The organism is Flavitalea flava, assembly GCF_054461575.1.
The window spans coordinates 1-24172 of record NZ_JBTLQH010000069.1 but is presented as its reverse complement, the minus strand read 5'-3'; the positions used below and the strand labels follow the sequence as shown (position 1 = coordinate 24172).

Here is a 24172-nt window from a genome sequence, read left to right as displayed (position 1 = left end):
TTTCATCTTGAGATAGTTAAAATTAAGAAATTCTTTTTAACTAACCCGATGGTCCGATTTTAGGGGAGTGATATACACCAACAAGAATGAAAGGAAATATAGTTTTAATAAATATTATGGATAACCGAAATTATTTTTTAAATTTTATAAAATAGTCCTAGTTTTGCAGCATAGCGCGCATAACATTAAACTAAATTTTTACCTATGAAACTGTTTTATTTAATTGTTGCCATTCCTATGGCAGTTTTAGCGTTTTCCTGCAAAAAAGAATCCTCCAACACGGCAAACATTAAGAATTCATCTACTCAGTCCATTTATAAAAGGTTTGTGGATTCATTGGATGGACTAACTGAAGAGCAAAGAAAGGTCGCTGTTAATAACTTTGATACTCACAATAGTGTGAAGGAGAATAATACTAGCAGCAACAAAGTGTTAATTAGTAATGTAGTTAGTCCGAACGATGATGCTGCTTTTTTTGCAGGATATACTAAAACATCATCATTTACGAATTACCTATCGACAGAATCATTAGAGGCCGATTTAGGCATATCTTCCGATTTATATACAATAGAAGACGGTTCCCAAAGTGGAGTAAGTGGACCAACAAAAATAATGAAATGGACAATGATTAAAAATACGTATGGTATATGGTATTTAAATTCTCATGAACAATTTGTATCGGGATATAATGGTGGTTCGTCCGACATTATTATTAAAGGTGTTAAACATAAGTATTCAGCATTAGTAGGTACGACAACTTATGTTACATGGATGGAACTATTAGAAGATGTTGGAATATCTAACCGCGGATATGCTGCTTATACTCATATTGAAGGAAATCTGCAGTTTTCCTATTTGATATACTCTCTAGCGAAGCCAGTCAATGCCACAAATATTTGGAGGAACCTTGATGTTTTTTAAATACATTTACTTGCTGCCTCTGTTCTTGTTTGGCAATTTTATGCATGTTTGCACGAACAAGCATGTTGGAGCCAAAACCAATGGAACCCAAATTATTAGCACATGGATGCTAGACCCTGTAAGTAAGGTGCTTATCGGCCATCCATATAACCCCGACCAGGTATTATTATACTACAATAATTATTTAATTGAAAGAGAATTATCTGTAATCGATCAAAGTATAACAGACCGGAAAAATAATTCAATTCGAAAAATAAGCTACGATACTTCCTATTTCCTTATTAATTTTAATAGTGATTTATGCGTGGTATATAAAGAGTTTTCAACAAAGGCAGTCGCCCAACACATTTTAAAACTTAATGATAAAAATACAGGGATAAAATATAATCAGAAATTAGATTCTTCTTTAGAATATTCATCCAATTTTCCCTTAAAGGATACTATAATCGATGGAGAGTTTTACCGGTACTTAAATATGCGTACCAAATCATCTCCCGGGCGGCAATTAACAGGTTATTTTACCTTCGGTAAATTAACCCCGCTATTTCATTTCAATAAAAAAATTGATGACGATTATCATGCTACTCTAGTCAGAATGGATATTAAGAACGAGGATCCGTATGACTTGGTTTCCATCCGAATGACTGTAAAGCCGGGGAATCTTACCGAAGAGCAAATAGCCGTATTCAAATCCTGGATACAATCTAATAAGTGGGAACTATAAATTATTCCTATGACCCGCGTTCCAATTTTGGCATCTAACCGAATGGAATGAAAATTATTTTATTGTCTATATACCCAAGTGACCCTCAGCAAAGCTGAGGGTCACTTGGGTATATAGCTTCATTTAAGGTGGTTTTGGGGGTTAAAAATTGTGGGCTAACTAATACCGCCCATTTGGGCCAATTTCCTCAATTTCAGAAGAAAAGGGAACGGGAACGGGAACCCCGATGATCGGATTAAAACCGTCATTAAGATCAGCGATTGTATCGGCTAATATTTTGCGGGCAGCCTCCTGCCTTGCGGGCAGCGTTTTGTATTTGTTCATGCCTTGGACTACTCCGGGGAAACTTTTCCCTGTTGGTAGCTTGGTCGGATCATAAAAATTGTAGCGTACCCGCCAATCAATAATAATGCTGGCGTCTGAAGAATCCCAATTTGCGGGGCTAATGTAGGGAGGTGTGCAGTAACAGCCGTGAGGAAGGGTTAAATAATCGTGGTCCCTGGTCTTTTTTTGGGCGGCTTTTTTGTGCGTTTTTTTTTGCCATGTCAAATGCATTTTTTTAAGCCAACCTTACATCTAACTGTAGTTTTAAAAAAAAAGCACTAAGACAATGAACAATAAAAAAGGGCTAAAGTGTCTCATTTTCAACGCTTTAGCTCTCTTGTTGCCCGACCTGGATTACCTACGTGTCCTACGGACAGCTCCGGTGATCCAAACCCGCTTTGCATTACCCAAAGGCCCTCGTCCCGACTTCGTCGGTACGGTTTTGTTTTCCCGTTCGCTTTGACGAGCAAGCTCGACAAGCTACCGGAAAAAACAAAACCCCTCGCTATTTGCGAGGGGCCTTTGTTGCCCGACCTGGATTACCTGCGTGCCCTACGGACAGCTCCGGTGATCCAAACCCGCTTTGCATTACCCAAAGGCCCTCGTCCCGACTTCGTCGGTACGGTTTTGTTTTCCCGTTCGCTTTGACGAGCAAGCTCGACAAGCTACCGGAAAAAACAAAACCCCTCGCTATTTGCGAGGGGCCTTTGTTGCCCGACCTGGATTCGAACCAAGACAAACAGTACCAAAAACTGTCGTACTACCATTATACTATCGGGCAATCCGTTTCCACCTGAATTTCTCCAAATGGAGTGCAAAAATAAGGGCTTGTTAAAGATGTTCCAAATGATTTTTATCGCAAGCAACCGACGGGACCGCTTAAACGACCTTAAACAACAAGGCCAGGATCGCATAGACCAGGGTCGCTACAAATACTCCCTTGGCTGTGTTATCCCGGTGAGAATTGATGTAAAGGGTGAACAGGGCGATATTCAGCACCAGGCAGGGAACGGAAATCGCCGTGATCTGGTTCCGGTTGGTGCGGATGAAGGTCAGGAAGTCCCCAATGGTGAAAGAGGGGTAAAACTTGACATAATAATAAATGATAAGACTTACGATGGGGGCCACCAGCCCGAGCAGCAATCCCAGTTTGATGTTGTCTTTTTTGAGGATCACAGTTTCCACGTTTTTTCCAGTTTGTTTTTAAGAACGTAATTCGTCAGGTCAAATTGTACAGGCACCACACTTACGTAATTATGTTCTAAAGCCCATACATCGGTATCCTTGCCCTCATCGAAATTCACGAATTTGCCCGTCAACCAAAAATATTTTTTCCCGGTAGGGTCATTGCGCTCGATAAAATCTTCCTCGTACTTGGCATAAGCCTGGCGGCAGATCTTCATGCCCTTGATCAGTTCTTCCGGAACGGCGGGGAAATTGACATTGAGAATCAGGTGTTTATCAAAGGAATTGGTCAGCAGGTTTTGTACAATGATGCGGACATACTTCCGGGCTGCCGTAAAATCTGCATCTACACTGTAATCCAGTAGGGAGAACCCTACCGAAGGAATGCTTTCTATGGCTGCTTCGACAGCAGCAGACATAGTTCCGGAATAGATGACATTGATGGAATGGTTAGCGCCATGATTGATACCGCTGAGACAAAGATCCGGTTTGCGATGCAGGATCTTATCCACCGCCAGCTTTACGCAGTCAACCGGAGTCCCGGAACATTGCCAGGCTTCCACACCTTCAAATATATCCGGCATAGGATGAAGACGGAGGGGATTGCCGATGGTAATCGCATGTCCCATCCCCGATTGAGGTTTGTCAGGAGCTACCACCACGACTTTTCCCAGATCCCTTACCGCCTCTACCAGGTTGCGGATCCCGGGTGCGCTGATCCCATCGTCATTGGTGATCAGGATCACCGGCACCTTTTTGCCGTTTTTTAGGGGTTTGGAAAGGGGGCTGGAGAGAGGTTTTGCCGTAGTTTTGCCGGTTGCGGGGGCCTTACTGACCACATTGGTTTTTCCCGTAAGGATAACCATTTCTTCTTTTTCGACAGTACCGGTTTTTACCGGTTTAGCCGTTTTGGCGGCCTTTCCGGAAAGAATTTTTGGGCTTTTAGCACTCGTTTTATTGGTCTTTTTTGTCTTTGCCATAGGTTTAAGGGTACAAAAGTCAGTAATATTTCCGGATTTACCTTAACCCGCTATAATACATCAGCAGAGAATAGGTGAAAATATCCACCCGTTTTCCCCTATGGGGTGGAATTTTGATGTGTTTACGCTACCTTTGCAGCCGATTTTAAGAAGAACCGCGTATAGCGTTTCGACCGAAGGTCAATCATCAGACATTGTGGGAAAAGGGCTACATTTTATGGACGCTCTTTTCTCGCAATTTTAAACTCCTAATTATGGCAGGACAGCTTAAAGAGGTTCGCAACCGGATCAAGTCAATTCAGAATAGCCAGCAGATCACCAAGGCCATGAAAATGGTCAGTGCTGCCAAATTGCGCCGCGCTCAGGACGCTATTATACAAATGCGGCCCTATGCTAAAAAGCTTCAGGAATTGCTCAGCAACATCGTAAGCAGTTCTGACGGGGATGTCGGAATGAGCCTGGCTACCGAAAGACCCATTGAAAAAGTGCTGTTGATCGTCATCACCAGCGATCGCGGTCTGGCCGGTGCCTATAACGCCAACCTGATCAAAAGAGCCAAACTGGCCATCGCAGAAAAATATTCCGCACAGGCTGCTAAAGGCAATGTAATAATCTGGAGCATAGGAAAGAAGGGCTATGAGCACTTCGCCAAGAATAATTATAAGGTCACCGATACCTATAAGGACATTTTCCTGCAACTTAATTTTGAAAATGTGCAGGCTTGTGCGCAGGCAGCCGTCAAAGCCTTTGAAAACAGAGAATTTGACGCAGTAGAAATCGTGTACAGTGAATTCAAGAATGCCGCCACCCAGAATTTTACGCTGGAAAAATTCCTGCCTATCCCCAAGGTGACAAAAAAAGCAGGTTCTTCCAACAACGATTTCATTTTCGAGCCGGCAAAAGAAGAGCTTATTGCCGAACTCATGCCAAAAATACTGAACACGCAATTATTCAAAGCCGTATTGGATGCTAACGCCTCCGAACATGGCGCCCGTATGACAGCGATGGACAAAGCAAGCGACAATGCCGCAGAAATGCTGAAGGCATTGCGTCTTTCTTACAATCGTGCTCGTCAGGCCGCCATTACTACCGAATTGACGGAGATTGTGAGCGGTGCAGCGGCACTTCAAGCCTAACATATGGAAATCGGAAATATAATCCCGCACATCGAAGCGCTGATCTTTGCCAGCGACAAGCCCCTGACCTCCATGGAGCTTACCGAGCTGATCAATAATGCCTTTGGCTTTATGGAAGAGAAGCTGACGCTCGAGCAGATCCAGACCGGACTCGATGGGATTATCGAAAAATATAATTCCGAATTCTATCCCTTCGAAGTACGGGAAAGCGGCGGCGGCTGGCAATTTCTCACCAAACGCGATTTTCATAAGACTGTTGCCCAACTGAATGGCGAGAAATTCCTGAAACGCCTGTCTTCGGCCGCCCTCGAAACCCTGTCCATTATTGCCTATAAACAGCCCATTACCAAAGGAGAGATCGAATCGATCCGGGGGGTGAGCAGTGACTATTCGATACAAAAATTATTAGAAAAAGAACTGATCGTTATAACCGGCAGAAACGAAAACATGCCGGGCAAACCGCTTGTCTATTCTACGTCCAAAACATTCATGGACTATTTTGGGATCAATTCTGCCGCCGATCTTCCCAAACTGAAAGAAATATTTGCCGATACCATCATTGAACCGACCGTCATTCATGGGGCGGGAGAACTGATTCCTGCCGGGGAAGGCCCTGTCGCAGAAGGACCGGAAGAAGAAACCACGCTAATCGTCAGCGAGAATGGGGAACTGATAGAAAATGAAGATAAATTGGAAGAAGGCGGGAACGCTTTTGAAGGAGATGAAGCTGAAGATTCCGCTGAAGTAGATTCAGCAACATTAAATGAGGAAGGCGAAACAGCTCAGGATGCTATAAGCGATGATTTGAGCACCGAGTTGGAAGAAGAGGAAATAAAAGAAGAGGAAATAGAAGAAGAGGAAATAGAAGAAGAGGAGATCGAAGAAGAGGAAGAGAATGATGTAACGCTTGATTCCGAAGATGAGACGCAGGAAGCGGAAGAAGAAAGCGGAGAGATCGAAGCAAACGAAGAGGAAGAGACAGATGATGATGAGGAGGAGACCGATGTGGATGAAGATGAGACAGATGAGGATGAAGATGAGGACGAAGATGCCGATGACAGTGATGAAAATGATGAATCCGATAAGGGTAAAAAGAAATGATCCTGGATTTTCCGCTAACACTTATTCTTAATAATTCGCATCCAGGTTATGGCACAACAACTATCCCCCGACTACCTGATCAGTTTGGGTAAAGAATTCGGAACTCCCCTATACGTATACCACGCGGAGAAAATAAAAGAACAATATCACAAGCTCACCACCGCTTTCAGCAGGAGCAATACGCTCTTTTTTTATGCCAGCAAGGCGCTGACCAATATCAATATCCTTAAATACATCCGTGGATTAGGAGCCAATATCGACTGCAGCTCCATCAATGAGGTCAAGCTGGCTCTTCACGCCGGTTTCGCACCTGAAAAAATATTGTATACCTCCAATGGAATTGGTTTTGACGAAATCGAAGAAGCCTGCTCCCTAGGTGTGATCGTAAATATCGACAGTCTTTCCAACCTGGAGAAATTCGGCAAACGGTTCGGCCATAGTTATCCGGTTGGTATACGTCTTCGCCCCAATATTATGGCGGGGGGCAATCTCAAGATCTCGACCGGCCATGATAAAAGCAAATTCGGTATCCCTGTTGACCAAACGGATAAGATCCTGGCCCTGGTCGCCCAATACAACCTCCGGATCAGTGATCTGCATATTCATACCGGCAGCGAAATAAAGGACGTTGATGTATTTGTCAAAGGCATCGAAGTGCTCTTCGATATCGTCCCTAAATTTTCAGAATTAGAGTATATCGATCTGGGCGGAGGATTCAAGGTCCCTTATAAAGAGGGAGATGTTGAGACGGATATAAATCTGCTCGCGCAGAAAATAGAAGAAGCCTTTGCGAATCATCCCAACCCCGGCGGAAGACCGCTGCAGGTCTGGTTCGAGCCGGGCAAATTCCTGGTCAGCGAATGCGGTTCCTTCATTACCAGGGTAAATGTGATCAAAGAGACCTCGGCTGCCACCTTTGTAAGCGTGGATAGCGGGTTCAATCATCTGATCCGCCCTATGTTCTACGATGCCTATCACGAGATTGAAAATATCAGTAACCCGACCGGAACTCCCAAACGTTATTCCGTAGTCGGCAATATTTGTGAGACGGACACCTTTGCCTGGGACCGGACAATCCGGGAGATACGCGAAGGCGATTACCTGGTGTTCCGCAATGCCGGAGCCTATGGGTTCGAAATGTCCTCCAATTTCAATTCCCGGTTCAAACCGGCCGAAGTCCTGGTAAAAGACGGAAAAGCCCAACTTATCCGTAAAAGGGACCAATTCGAAGACCTGCTCAAAAATCAAATAGAATTGGATTAATCCCCTTCTTCCGCAAATTCGTTTTCAAAATTTTGGGTACATTTAGGAGTACAAAATCTTCTGTAATTCCTATTACGGGATATAAACTTCATACTTATGCCTATACGGATGGTAGATGATCCTCAGGATCCGCAAGACAATAGTGGAGATGATCAGGGTAGCGGGGCTGGCTCCGGGTCATCCGGAGGCGGAGGGATATTTCAGATAATCCTTTTATTACTGGGTCTGTTCCGCGGAAAGGGACTGATCTTTCTGCTGGTTATCCTGGGTGGGGGGTATTTTCTCTTTGGCCGAGGTGGCGGCGGCTGTAATGGTGCCGGCGGCGGGGCCGGTGGTATTGGCGGAGTGATACAAAAGGTCTCACAACTGGCCACCGGAGGTTTCCTGGATCCCAAACAGTTTGAAAAGGCAAACATCTATGAATCCCTGTCAGAGGATTCTACAAAAAACCCTCTTCCGGAATCGGCCAATCTGCAAAAATTCGCTCCTGCGGTCGGCGATCAGGGGCATCAGGGTAGTTGTGTAGCCTGGAGCAGCGCTTATGGTGCCAGGACCATTGCAGAAGCGGCACGCACAGGAGAAGATCCCAACAGCGTGAAATTCAGCCCTTCCTTTTTATACAACCAGATAGGTCTCGAAGGTTGTGAAGGTTCCTATATTATCAAGGCCATGCAATTCATGACCCAGAGCGGGGCCGTCCCCTACGAGAAGTTCCCTTATGACGACAAGGATTGCTCCCGTCAACCCGATCAGCAATTACTGAGCGAAGCGCGACAGTATAAAATGAGGGGTTTTAACAGACTGACACCAGGCGACCGGAATAATGCGATCGATCTGCGCGCCATCAAGGAAAATATTTCCCAGGGAGCTCCGGTCGTTATCGGTATGATGGTAGGGGGAACTTATATGAAACCTATGATGGGGCAGGACCTATGGGCGCCTACTGCGGAAGACCGCAGCCAGATGGGGTTCGGCGGTCATGCCCAATGTGTGGTTGGATATGATGACCGAAAATATGGAGGAGCCTTCCTGATCATGAATAGCTGGGGCCCTTCATGGGGTAATAACGGGTTTGCCTGGGTGCGGTATCCGGACTTCCGGTTTTTTGTGCGGGAGGCCTACGGTCTGGAGCCCATGACAAAAACCGGAGCGGCGGCTGCCACTCCCTTTGCCTGTGAAATAGGGTTGGTTCAGGTCCGTTATGAAGGTAAAAAAACACTTACCGGGGATTATATTCCACTGAGAACAAAGGGCGATCATTTGTTTGAAACGGTCTCTCCGGTAAAGATGGGTACCCGCTTCAAAATGGAAGTAAAAAATGCTACGGAATGTTATGTCTATGTTTTTGGAAAAGAAACAGACGGCACCAGTTATACTTTATTCCCTTATCCAAGACCGGATAATCCGGCGAAAACAAAATATTCGCCGTTCTGCGGCATTACCGGTTACCGGCTGTTTCCAAAGGACAAGAGTATGATGCCCGATAGTATCGGAAACAGGGATATTATGGCTGTCGTCGTAAGCAAAGAACCGCTCGACTGGTATGCCATCAATAGCAGGATCAGCCAGGACCCGCAGCAGGACTACGCTTCCCGCCTGAATGCCGCATTGGGAGATAAACTGATCCGTAATGTTCATTTTAATAGTTCGTCCAAGGGGAATATGCAATTTAAGGTGGATGGGGATACTAAGAGTGTCGTGGCTGCGCTCGTAGAAATTAGTAAACAATAGGCATAGGCAGGTAAAAAAAAGACAGGTAAATAAAATAGTATGGCAACGCAATTCAAAAAACGACAGTTTTTCCAAGACAAAAAAATCCTTTTAATAGCCCTTTGTATACTTAGCTTTTCGGTAGTAAAAGCCCAGACTGATGCCCCCAAATTGTATGATCCGGCTGCCAATGCAGCAGATGATATTGCAGCAGCTATAAAAAAGGCCAGGACGGAAAATAAACACGTTCTGCTGCAGGCAGGGGGGAACTGGTGCAGCTGGTGTATAAGATTCAACGGCTTCGTTCATGCAGACCCGCAGATCGATTCCCTGTTGAACAAATCTTATGTGATCTATCATTTGAATTATAGTAAAGAAAATAAGAACGATGTGGTATTTGCCCGCTATGGTTACCCGCAACGTTTTGGATTTCCCGTATTCATTATCCTGGATGGCGATGGAAATCGTATCCATACGCAAAATTCGGAGTATCTTGAACAGGATAAAGGGTATAGCAAGATTAAGGTGATGGAGTTCCTTAAGCAATGGACTCCGGGAGTGCTGGCCCCTTCTTTGTACCAATAAATACCGGACTATGAATAACAGCGCCAATACCGATTCCTTTATCCGGTTAATGAGGCATCCTTTCAAATTTCGGATGTACCTGCTCGCCCGGCTGCCCAGCGCCTTTTTTTCCGGACTTAAGATACGGGAAATGGATACCGCTCACTGCATAACTTCCGTTCCCTACAAATGGTTCTCTCAAAATCCGTTCCGGTCCACCTATTTTGCCTGTCTGAGCATGGCCGCAGAAATGAGTACAGGAGCTTTGGCTATGACCTGGGTGCACAAACTGGATCCTCCGGTATCCATGCTGGTGATAAAACTGGAGGCCAACTATTTTAAAAAAGCGACAGGGCTAACCAGTTTTCAATGTAATGATGGACTCGCTATCCGTTCTGCCATTGAAAAGGCTTTGACCAGCGGCGAAGGCCAAACGTTCAGGGCTCGTTCGGTAGGTACAAACGAAGCAGGCGAGGAAGTGGCGGAATTTTTTCTTACCTGGTCATTCAAGGCCAAAAAACAGAAATAAAAAAAAGCTATATGAAAATTGCCTTTCATGGTGCAGCCCGGACGGTTACGGGGTCAAAGCATTTGTTAACCTTACAGAATGGAAAGAAATATCTGCTGGATTGCGGCATGTTCCAGGGAATGGGACAGCAAACCGATACCCTGAATCGTAACTGGGGATTTAATCCGGAAGAAGTTAATTTCCTGATTTTGTCCCATGCGCATATCGATCACAGCGGATTGATCCCCAAACTGGTGAAAGACGGTTTTTCCGGCAGGATATTTTGCACCCCGGCCACAAAAGAACTGAGCGAGGCCCTGTTGGAGGATTCCGCACGTATTCAGCAGGACGATATCAAATACGTCAATAAAAGAAGGGTGGCGGAAGGACTTCCTTATCTGCGGCCCATGTACGACGAACATGACGCGGCAAGGGCCCTTGAGCTTTTCGAGACGGTAGAATATGACAATTGGTTCACCATCGATGACCAGGTGCAGGTTTTATATACGGATGCCGGTCATATTATCGGCAGTGCGGCGGTTCATCTGAAAATAAATGAAGGGGGGAAAGAGACCCGCTTAACTTTCAGCGGAGATGTAGGACGGTACCGGGATGTGATCCTGAAATCCCCTGAAATTTTCCCCCAGGCCGATTATATCCTGATCGAGTCGACCTATGGAAATAGTCTGCATGATCCGGCAGATACGACCCCTGATCTGTTGGAAAAATGGATCCAGCAAACCTGTGTTGAAAAACGGGGCAAGTTGATCATACCCGCCTTCAGCGTTGGCCGTACACAGGAAATCCTGTTTTCCCTGAACCAGCTGGAACTGGAAAGACGATTGCCGAATATGGAGTATTTTGTCGACAGCCCTTTAAGCATCACGGCCACGGAGATCGTAAAAAAATATCCGCAATATTTCAACAGCGCCATTCAGAAAATCCTGGAGACGGATGACGATCCTTTTTCCTTTAAGGGCCTGAAATATATAAAGTCGGTGGACGAATCCAAAATGCTGAACTATCGCAACGAACCTTGCGTGATCATTTCCGCCAGCGGGATGGCAGATGCCGGCAGGGTTAAACACCATATCAGCAACAGTATCGAGAATAGCCGGAACACGATCCTGATGGTAGGCTATTGTGAGCCTCATTCACTAGGAGGCAGGTTGATGGCCGGGGCAAAAGAGGTTAACATCTTCGGTGTTCACCATGAGGTACATGCCGAAGTGGGCAGCATCCGGAGTATGAGCGCACATGGCGATTATGAGGATCTAAGCCAGTTCCTGGCCTGCCAGGATCCCAAACTGGTAAAAAAACTGTTCATTGTTCATGGAGAATATGAGGTGCAGCAGGCATTTAAAGAACGGTTGATCAGAAAAGGGTTCTCCGATGTAGAGATCCCGGAATTACATTATGAGATCGGATTGCCCTGAACAAAATCGCCTTGAACCGGCTTGGAGCCCTGATTTCCCTAACCATCAAAACAAGCTTATGCAACGCTGTCTTCTCGTGCTCTTTTTCCTGCCCCTGGTTATAAAAGCACAGACCCTTCCAGGTATTGAAGAAAAAACAAAGGGTCTTAAAGCTTATCCTGGTTTTTTCAATTTTTATTGGGACGGGCGGGCAGGAAAAATATGGATGGAGATCGACAAGCTGGATTCCGAGGTGTTATATCAACCTTCCTTGTCTGCCGGGCTGGGATCCAATGATGTCGGGCTGGACAGGGGAATCCTGGGATCGGCCGCCGTGGTTTCTTTTAACCGTGTCGGCAATAAAGTATTGATGATACAACCCAATTACGATTTTCGGGCGGTCACCCGCGATCCCGGCGAAAAAAGGGCGGTGGAACAATCTTTTGCCAGATCTGCTTTATGGGGTTTCGTGGTCGAAGCCGAGAGCAAAGGCGCCGTACTGGTTGATGCAACCAGTTTCCTGATGAGTGATGTGATGCAGATCGCCGCCCGACTGAAGACATCCAAACAGGGAAATTATACGATAGATCTTTCCCGCAGCGCTCTTTATTTCCAAGGCACCCGGAACTTCCCGCTCAATACGGAATTGGAGACGACCATGACCTTTGTCAGTAATGATAACGAGCCGGGAGATTTTGTCAGGTCTGTAACACCTTCAGCAAGTTCCATTACCCTCCGGGTACATCACTCTTTCGTTCAATTACCCGATAATAAATACCAACCCCGGGAATTCGATCCCCGGTCCGGTTATTATGGCGTCTCTTTTTTCGATTACAGTACGCCGGTATATGAACCGATCCAGAAACAATTTATCGCCAGGCATCGCCTGCAGAAAAAAGACTCATCGGCCGCTCTTGGCGAGCCGGTAAAACCGATCGTCTATTACCTGGACAACGGTACGCCGGAACCTATCCGGAGTGCTTTGCTGGAAGGCGCCCGTTGGTGGGGACAGGCCTTTGAAGCAGCCGGTTTCAAAAATGCATTCCGTGTTGAAATATTGCCGGATTCGGCAGATCCCATGGATCTTCGTTATAACATGATCAATTGGGTGCACCGGTCCACCCGGGGTTGGTCCTATGGAGCCTCTGTGGTCGATCCGCGGACAGGAGAAATTATCAAGGGGAATGTGACCCTGGGATCCCTTCGGGTAAGGCAGGATTACCTGATTGCCTCAGGATTGCTGGCTCCTTATGTTAACGGGCAGATCCCAACGGATAATCCTATGTTAAAAATGGCTTTGGATAGATTAAAACACCTGGCCGCTCATGAGGTGGGGCATACGCTTGGGCTCATGCATAATTATATTGCCAGTGCCCAGGACAGGGCCAGTGTCATGGATTATCCTCATCCTTTGCTGAGCCTGGATGGTAAAGGCAATGTCGATCTTTCCAACGCCTATACCCATGAGATCGGGGATTGGGATAAGGTGACCATTGCTTATGGCTATTCAGAATTCCAACAGGGCATCGATGAAAAAAAAGCTTTGAATAAGATCATAACTGATGCAGCGCAAAAAGGGTTGACCTTTATTTCCGACAGGGATGCCAGGGATCCCGGAGGTCTGCATCCGAATGCACACTTGTGGGATAATGGGAAAGACCCGGTGACCGGTTTGCAGGAACTGATGAAGATCAGGACAAAGGCTTTGGCACAGTTCGGAGAAAATAATATCCGGCAGGGCACTTCGATGGCCATGCTGGAGGATGTACTGGTCCCGGTTTATTTAATGCACCGGTATCAATTGGAAGCAGTTACAAAAACCGTTGGGGGACAGTACTATTCTTATGCGGTGCGCGGCGATGGACAGCTGATAACCCGTTCCATTAGCCGCGAAGAACAATTACGCGCCCTGGAATCCGTGGCGGATTGTATGGATCCGGCCATACTAGCCTTACCGGACGGCATTGTCCGGCTCATCCCTCCGCGGCCGGCAGGTTATGAATATACGCCGGAGTTGTTCAACCATCGTACCGGCCTGGGTTTTGATCCGCTGGGAGCGGCGGAGGCGGCTTCGGATCTGGGTTTGTCCTTCTTATTCAATACGGACCGTTTGAACCGGATGGCAGAATTTCAGGCGACAAACAATGGTCTTGGAATAGGAGAAATGACCGATCTGTTGGTAACCAGAACCTGGAAAGCACCCCGTCTGCAAGGGTTGCCCGAACTAATCCGGCAGCAGAACGGACAACTATTACTTACCTACCTGCTGGCGGCTTCGGTAAATGATAAAGCTTCTTTTGCAACGAAGGCTCAACTAATGAGTGCGCTGGATAACCTGAAGACATATATACAACATAAAAGATTCGAAAAAGACGGCAAAAGCGACAAGACTGATAAAGCAGACAAGAGCGGGGGGTACGATAAAGCCGGGAAAAATAAATCGAACGATGAAGACGGCAATCTCCTGCTGGCCCTGGAAAGGATGAAAGATCCTTCCAAGGCCAGGGCGACGGTCCATCCGATCGTTATCCCCCCTGGTGCGCCGATCGGATGTGACGGGGAGTAATTAAATACTTCGGGTAATTAGTAATTCGATTACGACTATTCCAGCACCACTTCGGGCTTCCTGATCTCTGCAGAAGAAGGCGGGAAGGGGCCGGCAGGTTTGTTCATAACATATTTATTGACGTTATACATCATGAGGGCGCAGACCAGAAATGCTCCAACGGTCACGTAGCCTAATGTGTCATAATGGACCAGTAAACCGGCTGCATTTTGTGAAATGATCCAGCCTCCCACGATGGAGGCTATGCCGCCCCCTAATTGCTGAACCGAACCATTGATACTCATAAAGGCTCCCCGGTCCTTCATATCCGGAACGGCCGAAACGAGTGCCTGTGTAGGGATCATCCGGCTAAAGACAGCCGTATACATAAGTGTATTCACCACGACTACCTCCCATAAAGGAATGACGGTAAGATTGGTAAGGATGACCACCAGAACGGCCGCCAAGGCGCTTCCGATCAGCATCATCCGGTATTTGCCCACACGGTCGCTCCATTTGCCGATAAGAGGCCCCGTAAAAAGTCCGACAACCCCTGATGCGGCAAATACGATCCACAGATGTTGTTCATCGACCCCTACATTACGGACAAGGAATGCACTGGAATAAGGCATCATCATAAAACCGCCGGTTGAAAGAAAGGCCGTTACCAGGAAAGCACGGATATATCTGCCTTGTGAGGCCGTCCTGACCAGGTGAAGCAATGGGTTCTGCGCTGCTCCTCCTCCCTTCAGATGTCCGACTACTGGTTTCATATAACGGAGGATGGCAATACCCGTTAACAGGCAGAAAACGACGATCATCAGGAATGGTGCATGCCATCCGAATTGATTCGCCAAAACCAATCCGATAGGTAAGCCTGCCACCTGGGCCACGGAAAAGGACATTTGCACATAACCCATTACACGGCCGCGGGTTTCCAGGGAAAACAGGTCACTGATAATCGCCATATTGGTAGCAAACAATACACCGCCGAAGACGCCGGTGATCATGCGGGCATATAATAAAAAGTGATAGTCAGGAGCTATTCCGCATAACAAAGTGCCGATGATAAAACCGATGTAAAAGAATAGCAGCATTTTTTTCCGGTCGAACTTATCGGCAAAACCTGCTGTGAGGATACCGGCAATACCTGCACTAAAAGCGTAGGCAGAAACGACCAGCCCAAACCGGGAAGGCGTAATATGAAGGGTGCGGATAAGCGTAGCTCCCAGGGGAGCTATTACCATAAAGTCCAATATTACCGTGAACTGTAATATGGAAATAAGGGCTATCATAAACACCTGATAGCGGGTAAAAACTTTGGTCTGATTGGCGGGTGGAGCGTCTGATCTGGTCATTGAATGATTCTTAAGTTAATGTATTAATCTGTTAGTTCTTCGCATGTAAATCCTGCCTGCAGAATTATATCTTCAATTTCCCGGGCATTAAGGCCGGTCGTTACCACCCTTAATACATGATCGCAATCGGCATAATCGATAGTCCATTGAATGATGTCTTCCATTGCATCCAGTAACGGCCGGACAAATATGCCCATTGCCGGTAAAAGGATATTTGTTTTAAAGACCAGTACCTGCCGGGAATCCATCGCAGGAGCTTGTTGGAATGTTTGTTTGGTTGTTGTTTGGTTCATAGTTAACAAGTTTCAGGTTAAGCTTTCGGATTTTGTATACGTTATCAGGCATGCTGTATTCGGATTTGACTTTTCCGGGCAAGCTTTATCCGGGTAGACGATTGGGTGCTTTTTTTATTTTAGACGTAACGTATTATTCTTAGATTTATTTAAATGAATATTCATTTACTTAAGATGGCAAAAAAAATCAAGGCATTAAGATCAGGGCTCCAGGATCAAACCACCAGGATCAAACCACCAAGATCAAACCACCAAGATCAAACCACCAAGATCAAGAAATCAGGATCAAGGTATCATGATCATGGCTTTAAAGCTTTTAATACAAGCGCCAGGGTCTGCATCAGCATTTCGTTGGTCAATGCAAATTTTTCTCCGGCCATATTCACGCCTGCTTTATGAAATCTTACCAGGTTCATCAGGGGCGCGAACGCGACAGACCAATACACTTCCAGCGGCATACTGACTAATTCCTTATTCTCAATGGCCTTATTATGAAACCGGTGCATGACTTCCCCGAAATGTTTGCCGAACATTTTGACCGATTTTACTTTTAAAGGGTTGAACCAAAAATGTTCCATAAAATGGGCTTTATCCGGGTTATCGATCACGTAACTAGCCCTGCTTTTCCACTGCGTGGCGAGTCCGGTGGCGAAATCCATTTCCGGATCGAACCCCTTTAAAATATGAGCAAAATATTTTTCACATTCCAGTTTGTAAAGCTCAAGGATCAGTGCTTCCTTATCCTTGAAATAAATATAAATAGTGGCGGGAGAAACGCCTGCGGCCTTCGCCAGTTTTTGCATACTGAGTCCTTCAAAACCGTGTTGAACGATCATGTCCAAGGCTTTTTTCAATAGCGCGTCTACCTTATTTTCATCTCTATTACGCATACATGGAACACTGATTTCGATCTGTAATATTAAGAAACAAAAATAAGTGAATGTTCATTCATTTAAAAGAAAAACGCAAACCTTTTTTCTTAAAACTTAAAATTATTTGATAATCAACAGATATGTAACAGATAAACAACTGACAATCAACTGACAAACAAGTAATAATTATTAGCCTATTCAAAGGTAGCTTGCCCTTCAATTTTACGATAGGGGTATCTGAAGAAATTACTGATCAGGGTATTAAACTGATCTTTTTTAAAGATAGGGGTGGAATGGCCGGATTCGGGAATGATCCATAAGTAGGACCGGGGGATATGCTCGGCTATCAGCAAGGTATGACGGGGCAGGATCACATCATGATCGCCTCCGATCACCAGCGTTGGACATTTTATGGTATGTAATTGCTCCAGGGTTATATGTGGTTCGTACAGATCCAGGTCGGAGAGTTTTAATTGATTTTTGATGGCAGGAGTCTGTTTTTGTTTGCGCAGATTTTCACTTCCCTGTTTGATGCCTTCAAAGCAAAAAGGAGTGAGTGCAGTGGTATCGGGCCATAGGTTTGCGCCGGTAATAGCCAGTTTGTATACTTTCTCAGGATGCCGGATGGCGAGCAAAAGACCATTTATCCCTCCATCGCTCCAGCCGATGACAAATGCACTGTCCAAATGCAGCGAATCCAATAAAGCATTAAAATCGTCCGCCATCATTTCAAAGGTCAGCGAATCCCCTGCATCTGTGGATTTACCTTGTGCCCGGCTATCGACAGCGATCACTTTATATTTCGCTGAAAAATAGGGAATCTGGTTGGTGAAATTACCGATGGATCCCCCGTTACCATGTATGAATAACAAGGGCTTGCCCTGACCATATACCTCATAATACAATTTACATCCCCGGGTATCGAGATAATGGCCTGCATTCTTATCATTTCCCGGACGGAACTGGGCATTTGTGTTTTGAAATACAAACAACATCAATAAGAAAGACAATATGCGAATGCCCATATGAACAGTGTTTTAAGGGCGGGAAGATAATACTTTTAGTGATCCCCCGGCCCCTTCCGGATTCGCGGAGCGCTCATTTTAGAGGATCGGGTATGAGCGCCTTCCCCCGTATTACCCGAGGGTACTTCCGTTCCGGAGGCATCTGTTGCTTTCGCGGTTCCTGATGGTTTGCGACGTTTCAGCATCTTTAACTGGCCCCGGTGCCGGGTAGGCACCTCGTCACCCAATAATTTACCCCAGGGTTTTAATTCCGGGATCCTGTCAAAAACAATTTTTAACACACCGATGAATGGAATGGATAAGAACATTCCGGAGATCCCCCATACCGCCCCTCCCAGCAGGACACTAACTATGGAAATCAGCGCATTGATCTTTACTTTGGAGGAAACGATATAGGGAACCAAAAAATGGTTATCGACGAATTGGATTACGATATAGGCAATGATAATTCCCAATTGGGTATGAAAGCCATCCTTGGTTACCGTAGCAATAATAACCGGTAAAATGACGGCGATAATTCCACCGATAAACGGAAGCATGTTCAGGATGGCACCAAGCACCCCTAAAAGAATAGCGTATTTGACTCCCAGGATCATGAGGGCGATCGTATTCAGTGTAGCCACGATCAGCCCTTCCAATAAAAGACCGAACATATAACTCTGGACCGCTTTGCGGGCCTGAACGAGCACGGTACTGACTTCTTTTTCATTTTCTTCTGCGAAGATCTCGTACAGGAAGTTGACGATAAGTATTTTGTAATAAAGGAAAAGAAAGGTATAGACCGGAAGAAGGAAGATCATGGAGAGGGTCCCTAAAACCGTTCCCAGGGTTTGGCCGATCAGCGGCTTCAGACTTGTTTCGGCCTCATTGATGTACTGGTTTTGTTTTTGAATGGATATACCCATATCCTTGTTGACATTCTGTTGCAGATGCGATAATAATTGAGTTCCCTTTTTCTGTAATAAAGGGAACTGGTCCGTAAAGCTCGCCATTTGCATCCCCAGAAAATACCCTATTCCTAAAATAACAATGGCTGCGATAACCAGCGACAATATAATCGCAGAAACCTTGGGTATTTTCCATCTCTCCAAACGGTTGGTCAGAGGATTAAGCAACATGGCGAGGAAAAGCGCAAAACAAAGCGGAATGAAAATTTCCCGGAGACAATACAGCGTATAGGAAAATAGCATCAAACCGAAAAGAATGACGGTACTTCTTAAATAAAAAGGATATTTCTTGAGCATAGATTGGGTATGTTCTCCTATCATATATGCTTCTTACGTGCCGGATTTTAGGACAAGGCTAGTTTCCCCTTATGACAAGGCTGGTTTCCTCAATAAATAACCCGGGAGTTGAGTAGAATGGCCGTTTGTATGCTTCGGACAGGCGCAATTTATAATTCGCCCAACTTCTTTATTTCCCACTATGAGGACAATATTCCTCAAATAGCGCTATTCTACTTATTTTTAATCCATGGATTCACCCGCTGCATCGATCTCTCCCAAAAGCCGCAAACTCCGGCCTTTGCAATTGGCTGCCATAATTTTCCTAACCGTTTCAGGCGGCCCTTATGGGCTTGAATCCCTGTTTTCCTATGTGGGCGATCATGGCGCTTTGTTATTGCTGATCATTACCCCCATCTTATGGGACATACCAACTATTCTTACGGTTTTGGAACTAAATAGTCTGATGCCGGTAACCGGCGGTTATTACCAATGGGTGAAACATGCACTGGGCATTCGATGGGCTTTTTATGAAGGTTGGTGGACCTGGTTCTATACTTTTGTGGATCTGGCCATTTATCCGGTGCTCTTTGTGGGCTATGCGGCTTTCTTTATTCCTGAAATAGCCCTTTATAAAGTTCCTGTCTGTCTTTTAATTATCTGGTCTTCAGCACTGTTGAATATCCTGGGTATCGTGCCGGTCGGGAGAGCCTCGCTTGTTCTGGGGGTTATGGTCCTTATTCCTTTTGTCGTTCTTTTCCTGGTTATCCTGACCAGCCATTCCGGGCATGTATCCATACCTACTCCCTCCCTGAAAGGATTGGGATTTTCATCCATCTCTCTGGGCCTTTATACGGTGATGTGGAATTTTATCGGATGGGACAATGCAACTACTTATGCCGGAGAGGTGGCAAAACCCATACGTTCTTACCTGGTTTCCATCTGTATCGCTTTTGTACTGATCGTGCTGGTCTACATCCTGGCAGCTCTTGCGGTTCATCAATCGGGAATCGACCCGCTTGTCCTGAGTAATGGCGGTTTTCCAGTCCTTGGGGTCCTGGCGGGAGGTCGCTGGCTGGGTATCCTGCTTGCGGCTGGCGGGATGGCGAGTACCATGGGTCTTTATTCGGCAGTGTTATTGTCCGTTTCGAGGGTTCCCCAGGTGATGGCAGACGATAATCTGCTGCCTGCCAAACTATGTACCCTGCATTCCAGGTACAATACCCCATATATTTCAATTATTACCTCTTCCATTATTGTCAGTATCCTGATCCTTTGGACCTTTTCAGACCTGGTGATCATGGATATCATGTTGTACGGGGCAGGTCTTTTATTGGAATTCGTCGCCCTCCTTATGCTTCGTATCAAAGAGCCATTGAGCCACCGGCCTTTTAAAATACCCCTGAATACAACGGGTCTTTTCTTAATGATACTCCTGCCAATGGGGGTTTATATAGTTGCTTTATCAGGAGCCGTTTATTCTTCGGATAAAATGGGAATGCCGGTCTTTATTGCCCTGGGCATGCTCATTTCCGCCGAATTTGTATGGCGTCTTTTGTTATGGAGGAACCCCGGTCTGGCTACGGTAAAAACACTGAAATAGTCTTGCTGCTGCTGCGAAAACGTTGTCGAAGCTGCTGTGGGTAATCCGTATCTTTAAATAAAATAAAAAAAATGGCTAAACCACTGATTGCTGCCAAAACCGATCCACGGTCTGCTGCTTTTTCCAACCTGAATATCGATCCATCGCATCGGGCCATTTTGTGCCTGGATGGCGGCGGAATGCGTGGAATACTTACCATTCAATTATTAAAACAATTAGAGGCTGCGGCGGGAATACCCTGTTTCGATCTGTTCGACATGGTGGCCGGAACTTCTACCGGGGCGATCATTGCCGGATTGATCACTACAGGTCATACTGCAATAGAGATCGAGGATCTGTATGAAAAACTGGTAACCCAGGTTTTCGATCACCGGCTTTTAGGAAACAGGTTCGTTAATCCTCCTGCTTTTGATAAAGAGAAGTACCGGAAATTATTGCATGAAACCGTGGGTGATATTTCCCTGGTGCAAGCTTGTAAGGTAAAGGATATCGATCTGATGATCACTTCCAAAGACATTTCTGCAGCCGAGGAAACTTTCTTCTCTTGTTTCAAGCAGGGTGACGGAAGTTTCTATGGCACTTACAAGGATGTTTTATTGCGTTCGGTAATGGAAGCCACGATGTCGGCGCCCACCTATTTTTATCCCCTGGAAAGGTTTGTCGACGGTGGCACCACAACCTATAACAATCCGAGTCTTGCCGCCTTTATGGAAGCGGTCTCCTATAGTACTCCGGGGAGGAATACACAATCGCCGGATTATCCCATCTCAAAGATTACGATCTTTAGTTTCGGGACCGGTATTTCCAGACAGTTTATCAAACCTGCTTCTACCATCAATCCCCATGGGATCGATATTGCTTTTTGGGTGAATTGGTTAATGACAGAAATGGGACAGGATGCCAGCGCCATGCAGGTGGATACCTTCCGTTCGCCAATGATAAAAAACCTGGTCGATTTCAGGAGGTTTCAGATTTCCCTTGACCCTGCCTCCATTCAAAAGTTACCGAACACCGATACCCTGGATGAAAATAAATACCAGACCAAATGGCTCCGGGATATTGGGGAGGATATTTTAGGCAATATCGATATGGCGGATGTTACCCGTTTCGATCTGATGAAGGTGATCGGTCAGCAGATGGGTCAATATATTATGGATACCGGCAACAAATTCCAGTCCGATCTTTCCGTTAATAACCGGGACACCTTAGTGTCGGCATTTGGAGATGTAACCCGGATACAGAAACAAATGAGCAATCCTCAATGGCTCGATGCGTTCAAGGCCTGAGATGGCAGGTTTAATGCGTGAAGTCAAAGCATTTTAATGGGCTGATTTTACCGGGATATATTTTTTTTGCTGAACATCTTTATCGGGAACAGTGAAAACACTTTTGTCAATGGGGTTCTGACTGATGGTGGTGGCGGTATAACTTATCGTCCCTTTTTTATATTTATATTCATATTGTAATACCAGACCTGGAATTCCTGAAAAGGCAGGTTCTGCTACAGATAATCCTTCCGGCTGGATGGCTGGAGTGTACCAGGCGGTGATCGTTTCGCCCGTTTTGAGGGTAATGATCGCTTTTTTGCAGGAATAATTTAAAAGTTTTGTGGTGTCATTTGTTAAATGACAGGATTGGCCGTCATATTTTTGATTGTATCCTTTCCATTGTTCGGGTGTCAGGGAATACTTATATTTTTCTTTTCCAGATTCTTTTACCAGGGTAACTATTCCGACTCCCTTTTCTTTCTGAAGAATAAAAATACTCTCCATACGCATAAGGCTGACCAGACGCAGCCTTATCTGGTCATTACTGATGAAGACGGTCTTTACTCCTCCATTATAAGTTTCCCCGAAGCCGGTATTGCTCCTTTTTGATTTAAGGGAGATAGCATAAGAAACGGTAAGATCCCTTTCGTTTACAGATAGCGAGGAAGACATCTTCGGGGAGACTGGTTTTCCTTCCGTAAAAGAAAGAGTAAGGACGGCTAAAATACTATACAGGAACCGCGGTATCGACATAAGTTGTGGGGATCATTTAAAAAGCTGATCATTTAAAAATGAATCTGGCCAGATCGATAGGGTCCAGCGGATTATACCCGGACGTCTGATCAAAATGCTCCATATCCTTTTTCTTCCAATCTTCCAGTCTTGACCTGGTTTTTCGGGCTTTGCGGGTAGGCTTGCCGCCGGATCTGACCTGGTACATTTCTTTCATCGTTGCCGCCATCGCCCTGGAAATAACAACATTCGTATATTGATCGACATGAATTTTCAGATCCCTGGTCTCCGTACCGGTTAAAAATACCGGGATGTCCTCATAGCTGAAACTGGCGAAGGTAACCAGGAGATCGTTATCAACTACCGGGATGCCCTGTCCCTGTAGACTAAAAGAAGTAAATGGTTTGATCTTTACCGTTTTTGAACCAGAGAAACCGTTATTGTTTTCGTTATTGGAATCCCGGGAGGAAGAATTCATTGCCATTTTATTTTCGGAAGCGCTGTCTTTATTATCAGCACCCTGATTAGCTCCATCCTGATTTGGTGCGGCAGACAAGGGCTTATTGGAAAGCGGGGCGTTTGTTTTGTTGGTTGTAGCCAGGGGATTGGACGATGGTAAATGACTTGTCCGGTAAATCAGCCAGACACCAACGGCAAAGATCAAACAGGCAGCAATAGCCCGGTAAGGATATATTGAAACAATTTTAAGCAATGACCTTTTTAAATTGCTTTTCTCCCCGATCTTGTTTTCAATAGATGCCCGGATAAAAGCAGGCGGCGCTATTTCCAATTGGCCGACCCTTTCGATAGATCCCTGTTGGTCATTTTTAAGCGCATTGCGCAGACCCGCGACTACTTCCGGGGGAGGAGGCAGCTCGTAATCCTGCAGACGGCGTAATATGTCAAATGGTTGACTCATTAGTTATCACTTAATATTTTTTGTAACAAAACACGTGCCCTGAACAATTGCGATCTGCTACCTTCCTCAGAAATATTAAGCATTTCACCTATTTCCTTGTGATTAAAACCTTCGATAAGATATAAATTTATTACCGTACGGTATCCGTCCGGCAAACGCCGGATGGATTTCATCAGGTCTTCATTCGTTAATTTATCATAACCGGAAAGATCCCCGGAAGCGACCTCCATTTCTTCGGGGATAGCCGAAAACAGGATCTTCCTTTTTTTAATAAAATCAATACATATCCCTACAAAAATTTTGCGGGCCCAGCCTTCGAAGGACCCTTCTCCCCGGAAACCGGAAAGGTTCCGGTAAAGTTTGACAAATCCTTCCTGGAACCAATCATTCGCATCATTGGCATTTCCGGCATAACGCAAACATAAACTATACATCTTGCCGGCTATTGCATCGTAAATCTGTTGGAAGGATTGATTGTCCCCACCGGATGCCTTCTTTGTCAA

General features: G+C 45.5%; 23 protein-coding genes and 1 tRNA gene. 12 read left to right on the top strand and 12 right to left on the bottom strand.

Going from position 1 to position 24172, the window contains the following annotated elements:
• Positions 1–204 precede the first annotated feature (204 nt).
• Together ACX0G9_RS30070 and ACX0G9_RS30065 are read left to right on the top strand one after the other, a co-directional pair.
• Positions 205–921: a hypothetical protein gene (locus ACX0G9_RS30070; protein WP_459068694.1), complete on the top strand. Its 717-nt coding sequence runs from the start codon at positions 205–207 to the stop codon at positions 919–921.
• A gap of 10 nt (positions 922–931) precedes the next feature.
• The gene (locus tag ACX0G9_RS30065; protein ID WP_459068693.1) at positions 932–1645 is read left to right on the top strand and encodes a hypothetical protein; all 714 of its coding nucleotides are present in this window, start codon (positions 932–934) and stop codon (positions 1643–1645) included.
• Between the two features lie 159 nt (positions 1646–1804).
• Here ACX0G9_RS30065 and ACX0G9_RS30060 read toward each other — a convergent pair whose 3' ends face one another.
• The 4 genes from ACX0G9_RS30060 to surE form a co-directional block, all read right to left on the bottom strand.
• Positions 1805–2194 carry a hypothetical protein gene (locus tag ACX0G9_RS30060; RefSeq protein ID WP_459068692.1) on the bottom strand — a complete coding sequence of 130 codons (390 nt, stop codon included), beginning with the start codon at positions 2192–2194 and terminating at the stop codon, positions 1805–1807.
• A 485-nt stretch (positions 2195–2679) separates the two neighbouring features.
• Positions 2680–2750, bottom strand: a tRNA-Gln gene (locus ACX0G9_RS30055).
• Positions 2751–2848: 98 nt separating this feature from the next.
• Positions 2849–3154, bottom strand: a complete 306-nt coding sequence (locus ACX0G9_RS30050; protein ID WP_459068691.1) for a hypothetical protein — start codon at positions 3152–3154, stop codon at positions 2849–2851.
• Positions 3142–4134, bottom strand: a complete 993-nt coding sequence (surE, locus tag ACX0G9_RS30045) for a 5'/3'-nucleotidase SurE (protein WP_459068690.1) — start codon at positions 4132–4134, stop codon at positions 3142–3144. The genes ACX0G9_RS30050 and surE overlap by 13 nt, the downstream gene beginning before the upstream one ends.
• Before the next feature lie 254 nt (positions 4135–4388).
• Between surE and atpG the strand changes: the two genes are divergently transcribed.
• From atpG to ACX0G9_RS30005, 8 genes are all read left to right on the top strand, one after another.
• Complete coding sequence (gene atpG, locus ACX0G9_RS30040; protein ID WP_459068689.1) at positions 4389–5270, top strand: ATP synthase F1 subunit gamma; 882 nt, start codon at positions 4389–4391, stop codon at positions 5268–5270.
• A 3-nt stretch (positions 5271–5273) separates the two neighbouring features.
• Complete coding sequence (gene scpB, locus ACX0G9_RS30035; protein ID WP_459068688.1) at positions 5274–6371, top strand: SMC-Scp complex subunit ScpB; 1098 nt, start codon at positions 5274–5276, stop codon at positions 6369–6371.
• Between the two features lie 48 nt (positions 6372–6419).
• Positions 6420–7634: a diaminopimelate decarboxylase gene (gene lysA / locus ACX0G9_RS30030; protein ID WP_459068687.1), complete on the top strand. Its 1215-nt coding sequence runs from the start codon at positions 6420–6422 to the stop codon at positions 7632–7634.
• Between the two features lie 96 nt (positions 7635–7730).
• Entirely contained in the window at positions 7731–9365 is a 1635-nt protein-coding gene (locus ACX0G9_RS30025; RefSeq protein ID WP_459068686.1) for a C1 family peptidase, read from the top strand.
• 39 nt (positions 9366–9404) lie between these two features.
• Positions 9405–9929, top strand: a complete 525-nt coding sequence (locus tag ACX0G9_RS30020) for a thioredoxin family protein (protein WP_459068685.1) — start codon at positions 9405–9407, stop codon at positions 9927–9929.
• Between the two features lie 10 nt (positions 9930–9939).
• Positions 9940–10437 carry a hotdog family protein gene (locus ACX0G9_RS30015; RefSeq protein WP_459068684.1) on the top strand — a complete coding sequence of 166 codons (498 nt, stop codon included), beginning with the start codon at positions 9940–9942 and terminating at the stop codon, positions 10435–10437.
• Between the two features lie 11 nt (positions 10438–10448).
• Complete coding sequence (locus ACX0G9_RS30010) at positions 10449–11852, top strand: MBL fold metallo-hydrolase RNA specificity domain-containing protein (RefSeq protein ID WP_459068683.1); 1404 nt, start codon at positions 10449–10451, stop codon at positions 11850–11852.
• A 58-nt stretch (positions 11853–11910) separates the two neighbouring features.
• A complete protein-coding gene (locus ACX0G9_RS30005; RefSeq protein ID WP_459068682.1) occupies positions 11911–14397 on the top strand; it encodes a zinc-dependent metalloprotease in 2487 nt (828 codons plus the stop codon).
• Positions 14398–14432: 35 nt separating this feature from the next.
• On the opposite strand, the gene ACX0G9_RS30000 is transcribed toward ACX0G9_RS30005, so the two are convergent.
• From ACX0G9_RS30000 to ACX0G9_RS29980, 5 genes are all read right to left on the bottom strand, one after another.
• Positions 14433–15734 (bottom strand): MFS transporter, encoded by a 1302-nt coding sequence (locus tag ACX0G9_RS30000; RefSeq protein WP_459068681.1) that lies wholly within the window; start codon positions 15732–15734, stop codon positions 14433–14435.
• A 23-nt stretch (positions 15735–15757) separates the two neighbouring features.
• Positions 15758–16027 (bottom strand): hypothetical protein, encoded by a 270-nt coding sequence (locus ACX0G9_RS29995; RefSeq protein WP_459068680.1) that lies wholly within the window; start codon positions 16025–16027, stop codon positions 15758–15760.
• 299 nt (positions 16028–16326) lie between these two features.
• On the bottom strand, positions 16327–16917 hold the full coding sequence (locus ACX0G9_RS29990; RefSeq protein ID WP_459068679.1) for a TetR/AcrR family transcriptional regulator: 591 nt from the start codon (positions 16915–16917) through the stop codon (positions 16327–16329).
• A 176-nt stretch (positions 16918–17093) separates the two neighbouring features.
• The gene (locus tag ACX0G9_RS29985) at positions 17094–17924 is read right to left on the bottom strand and encodes an alpha/beta fold hydrolase (protein WP_459068678.1); all 831 of its coding nucleotides are present in this window, start codon (positions 17922–17924) and stop codon (positions 17094–17096) included.
• Positions 17925–17959: 35 nt separating this feature from the next.
• Complete coding sequence (locus tag ACX0G9_RS29980; protein ID WP_459068677.1) at positions 17960–19168, bottom strand: AI-2E family transporter; 1209 nt, start codon at positions 19166–19168, stop codon at positions 17960–17962.
• A gap of 229 nt (positions 19169–19397) precedes the next feature.
• Here ACX0G9_RS29980 and ACX0G9_RS29975 point away from each other — a divergent pair, with 229 nt between their 5' ends.
• Together ACX0G9_RS29975 and ACX0G9_RS29970 are read left to right on the top strand one after the other, a co-directional pair.
• Entirely contained in the window at positions 19398–20750 is a 1353-nt protein-coding gene (locus ACX0G9_RS29975) for an APC family permease (protein ID WP_459068676.1), read from the top strand.
• Positions 20751–20821: 71 nt separating this feature from the next.
• The gene (locus tag ACX0G9_RS29970; RefSeq protein WP_459068675.1) at positions 20822–22036 is read left to right on the top strand and encodes a patatin-like phospholipase family protein; all 1215 of its coding nucleotides are present in this window, start codon (positions 20822–20824) and stop codon (positions 22034–22036) included.
• Between the two features lie 33 nt (positions 22037–22069).
• Here the strand turns inward: ACX0G9_RS29970 and ACX0G9_RS29965 are convergent, their stop codons facing one another.
• The 3 genes from ACX0G9_RS29965 to ACX0G9_RS29955 all read right to left on the bottom strand — a co-directional run.
• Positions 22070–22771, bottom strand: coding sequence for a hypothetical protein (locus tag ACX0G9_RS29965; RefSeq protein ID WP_459068674.1), 702 nt, complete (start codon positions 22769–22771; stop codon positions 22070–22072).
• Between the two features lie 28 nt (positions 22772–22799).
• Positions 22800–23669, bottom strand: coding sequence for a hypothetical protein (locus ACX0G9_RS29960; RefSeq protein ID WP_459068673.1), 870 nt, complete (start codon positions 23667–23669; stop codon positions 22800–22802).
• On the bottom strand, positions 23669–24172 hold a 504-nt coding region (locus tag ACX0G9_RS29955; RefSeq protein ID WP_459068672.1), incomplete at its 5' end, for an RNA polymerase sigma factor. The genes ACX0G9_RS29955 and ACX0G9_RS29960, both read right to left, overlap by 1 nt.

What these genes read in the sequence shown, in the direction of transcription:
- ACX0G9_RS30070 (WP_459068694.1), top strand. Translation starts at nt 205, where the DNA reads ATGAAACTGTTTTATTTAATTGTTGCCATTCCTATGGCAGTTTTAGCG.
- surE (WP_459068690.1), bottom strand. Translation starts at nt 4,134, where the DNA reads ATGGCAAAGACAAAAAAGACCAATAAAACGAGTGCTAAAAGCCCAAAA.
- atpG (WP_459068689.1), top strand. Translation starts at nt 4,389, where the DNA reads ATGGCAGGACAGCTTAAAGAGGTTCGCAACCGGATCAAGTCAATTCAG.
- scpB (WP_459068688.1), top strand. Translation starts at nt 5,274, where the DNA reads ATGGAAATCGGAAATATAATCCCGCACATCGAAGCGCTGATCTTTGCC.
- lysA (WP_459068687.1), top strand. Translation starts at nt 6,420, where the DNA reads ATGGCACAACAACTATCCCCCGACTACCTGATCAGTTTGGGTAAAGAA.
- ACX0G9_RS30025 (WP_459068686.1), top strand. Translation starts at nt 7,731, where the DNA reads ATGCCTATACGGATGGTAGATGATCCTCAGGATCCGCAAGACAATAGT.
- ACX0G9_RS30020 (WP_459068685.1), top strand. Translation starts at nt 9,405, where the DNA reads ATGGCAACGCAATTCAAAAAACGACAGTTTTTCCAAGACAAAAAAATC.
- ACX0G9_RS30015 (WP_459068684.1), top strand. Translation starts at nt 9,940, where the DNA reads ATGAATAACAGCGCCAATACCGATTCCTTTATCCGGTTAATGAGGCAT.
- ACX0G9_RS30010 (WP_459068683.1), top strand. Translation starts at nt 10,449, where the DNA reads ATGAAAATTGCCTTTCATGGTGCAGCCCGGACGGTTACGGGGTCAAAG.
- ACX0G9_RS30005 (WP_459068682.1), top strand. Translation starts at nt 11,911, where the DNA reads ATGCAACGCTGTCTTCTCGTGCTCTTTTTCCTGCCCCTGGTTATAAAA.
- ACX0G9_RS30000 (WP_459068681.1), bottom strand. Translation starts at nt 15,734, where the DNA reads ATGACCAGATCAGACGCTCCACCCGCCAATCAGACCAAAGTTTTTACC.
- ACX0G9_RS29995 (WP_459068680.1), bottom strand. Translation starts at nt 16,027, where the DNA reads ATGAACCAAACAACAACCAAACAAACATTCCAACAAGCTCCTGCGATG.
- ACX0G9_RS29990 (WP_459068679.1), bottom strand. Translation starts at nt 16,917, where the DNA reads ATGCGTAATAGAGATGAAAATAAGGTAGACGCGCTATTGAAAAAAGCC.
- ACX0G9_RS29985 (WP_459068678.1), bottom strand. Translation starts at nt 17,924, where the DNA reads ATGGGCATTCGCATATTGTCTTTCTTATTGATGTTGTTTGTATTTCAA.
- ACX0G9_RS29980 (WP_459068677.1), bottom strand. Translation starts at nt 19,168, where the DNA reads ATGCTCAAGAAATATCCTTTTTATTTAAGAAGTACCGTCATTCTTTTC.
- ACX0G9_RS29975 (WP_459068676.1), top strand. Translation starts at nt 19,398, where the DNA reads ATGGATTCACCCGCTGCATCGATCTCTCCCAAAAGCCGCAAACTCCGG.
- ACX0G9_RS29970 (WP_459068675.1), top strand. Translation starts at nt 20,822, where the DNA reads ATGGCTAAACCACTGATTGCTGCCAAAACCGATCCACGGTCTGCTGCT.
- ACX0G9_RS29965 (WP_459068674.1), bottom strand. Translation starts at nt 22,771, where the DNA reads ATGTCGATACCGCGGTTCCTGTATAGTATTTTAGCCGTCCTTACTCTT.
- ACX0G9_RS29960 (WP_459068673.1), bottom strand. Translation starts at nt 23,669, where the DNA reads ATGAGTCAACCATTTGACATATTACGCCGTCTGCAGGATTACGAGCTG.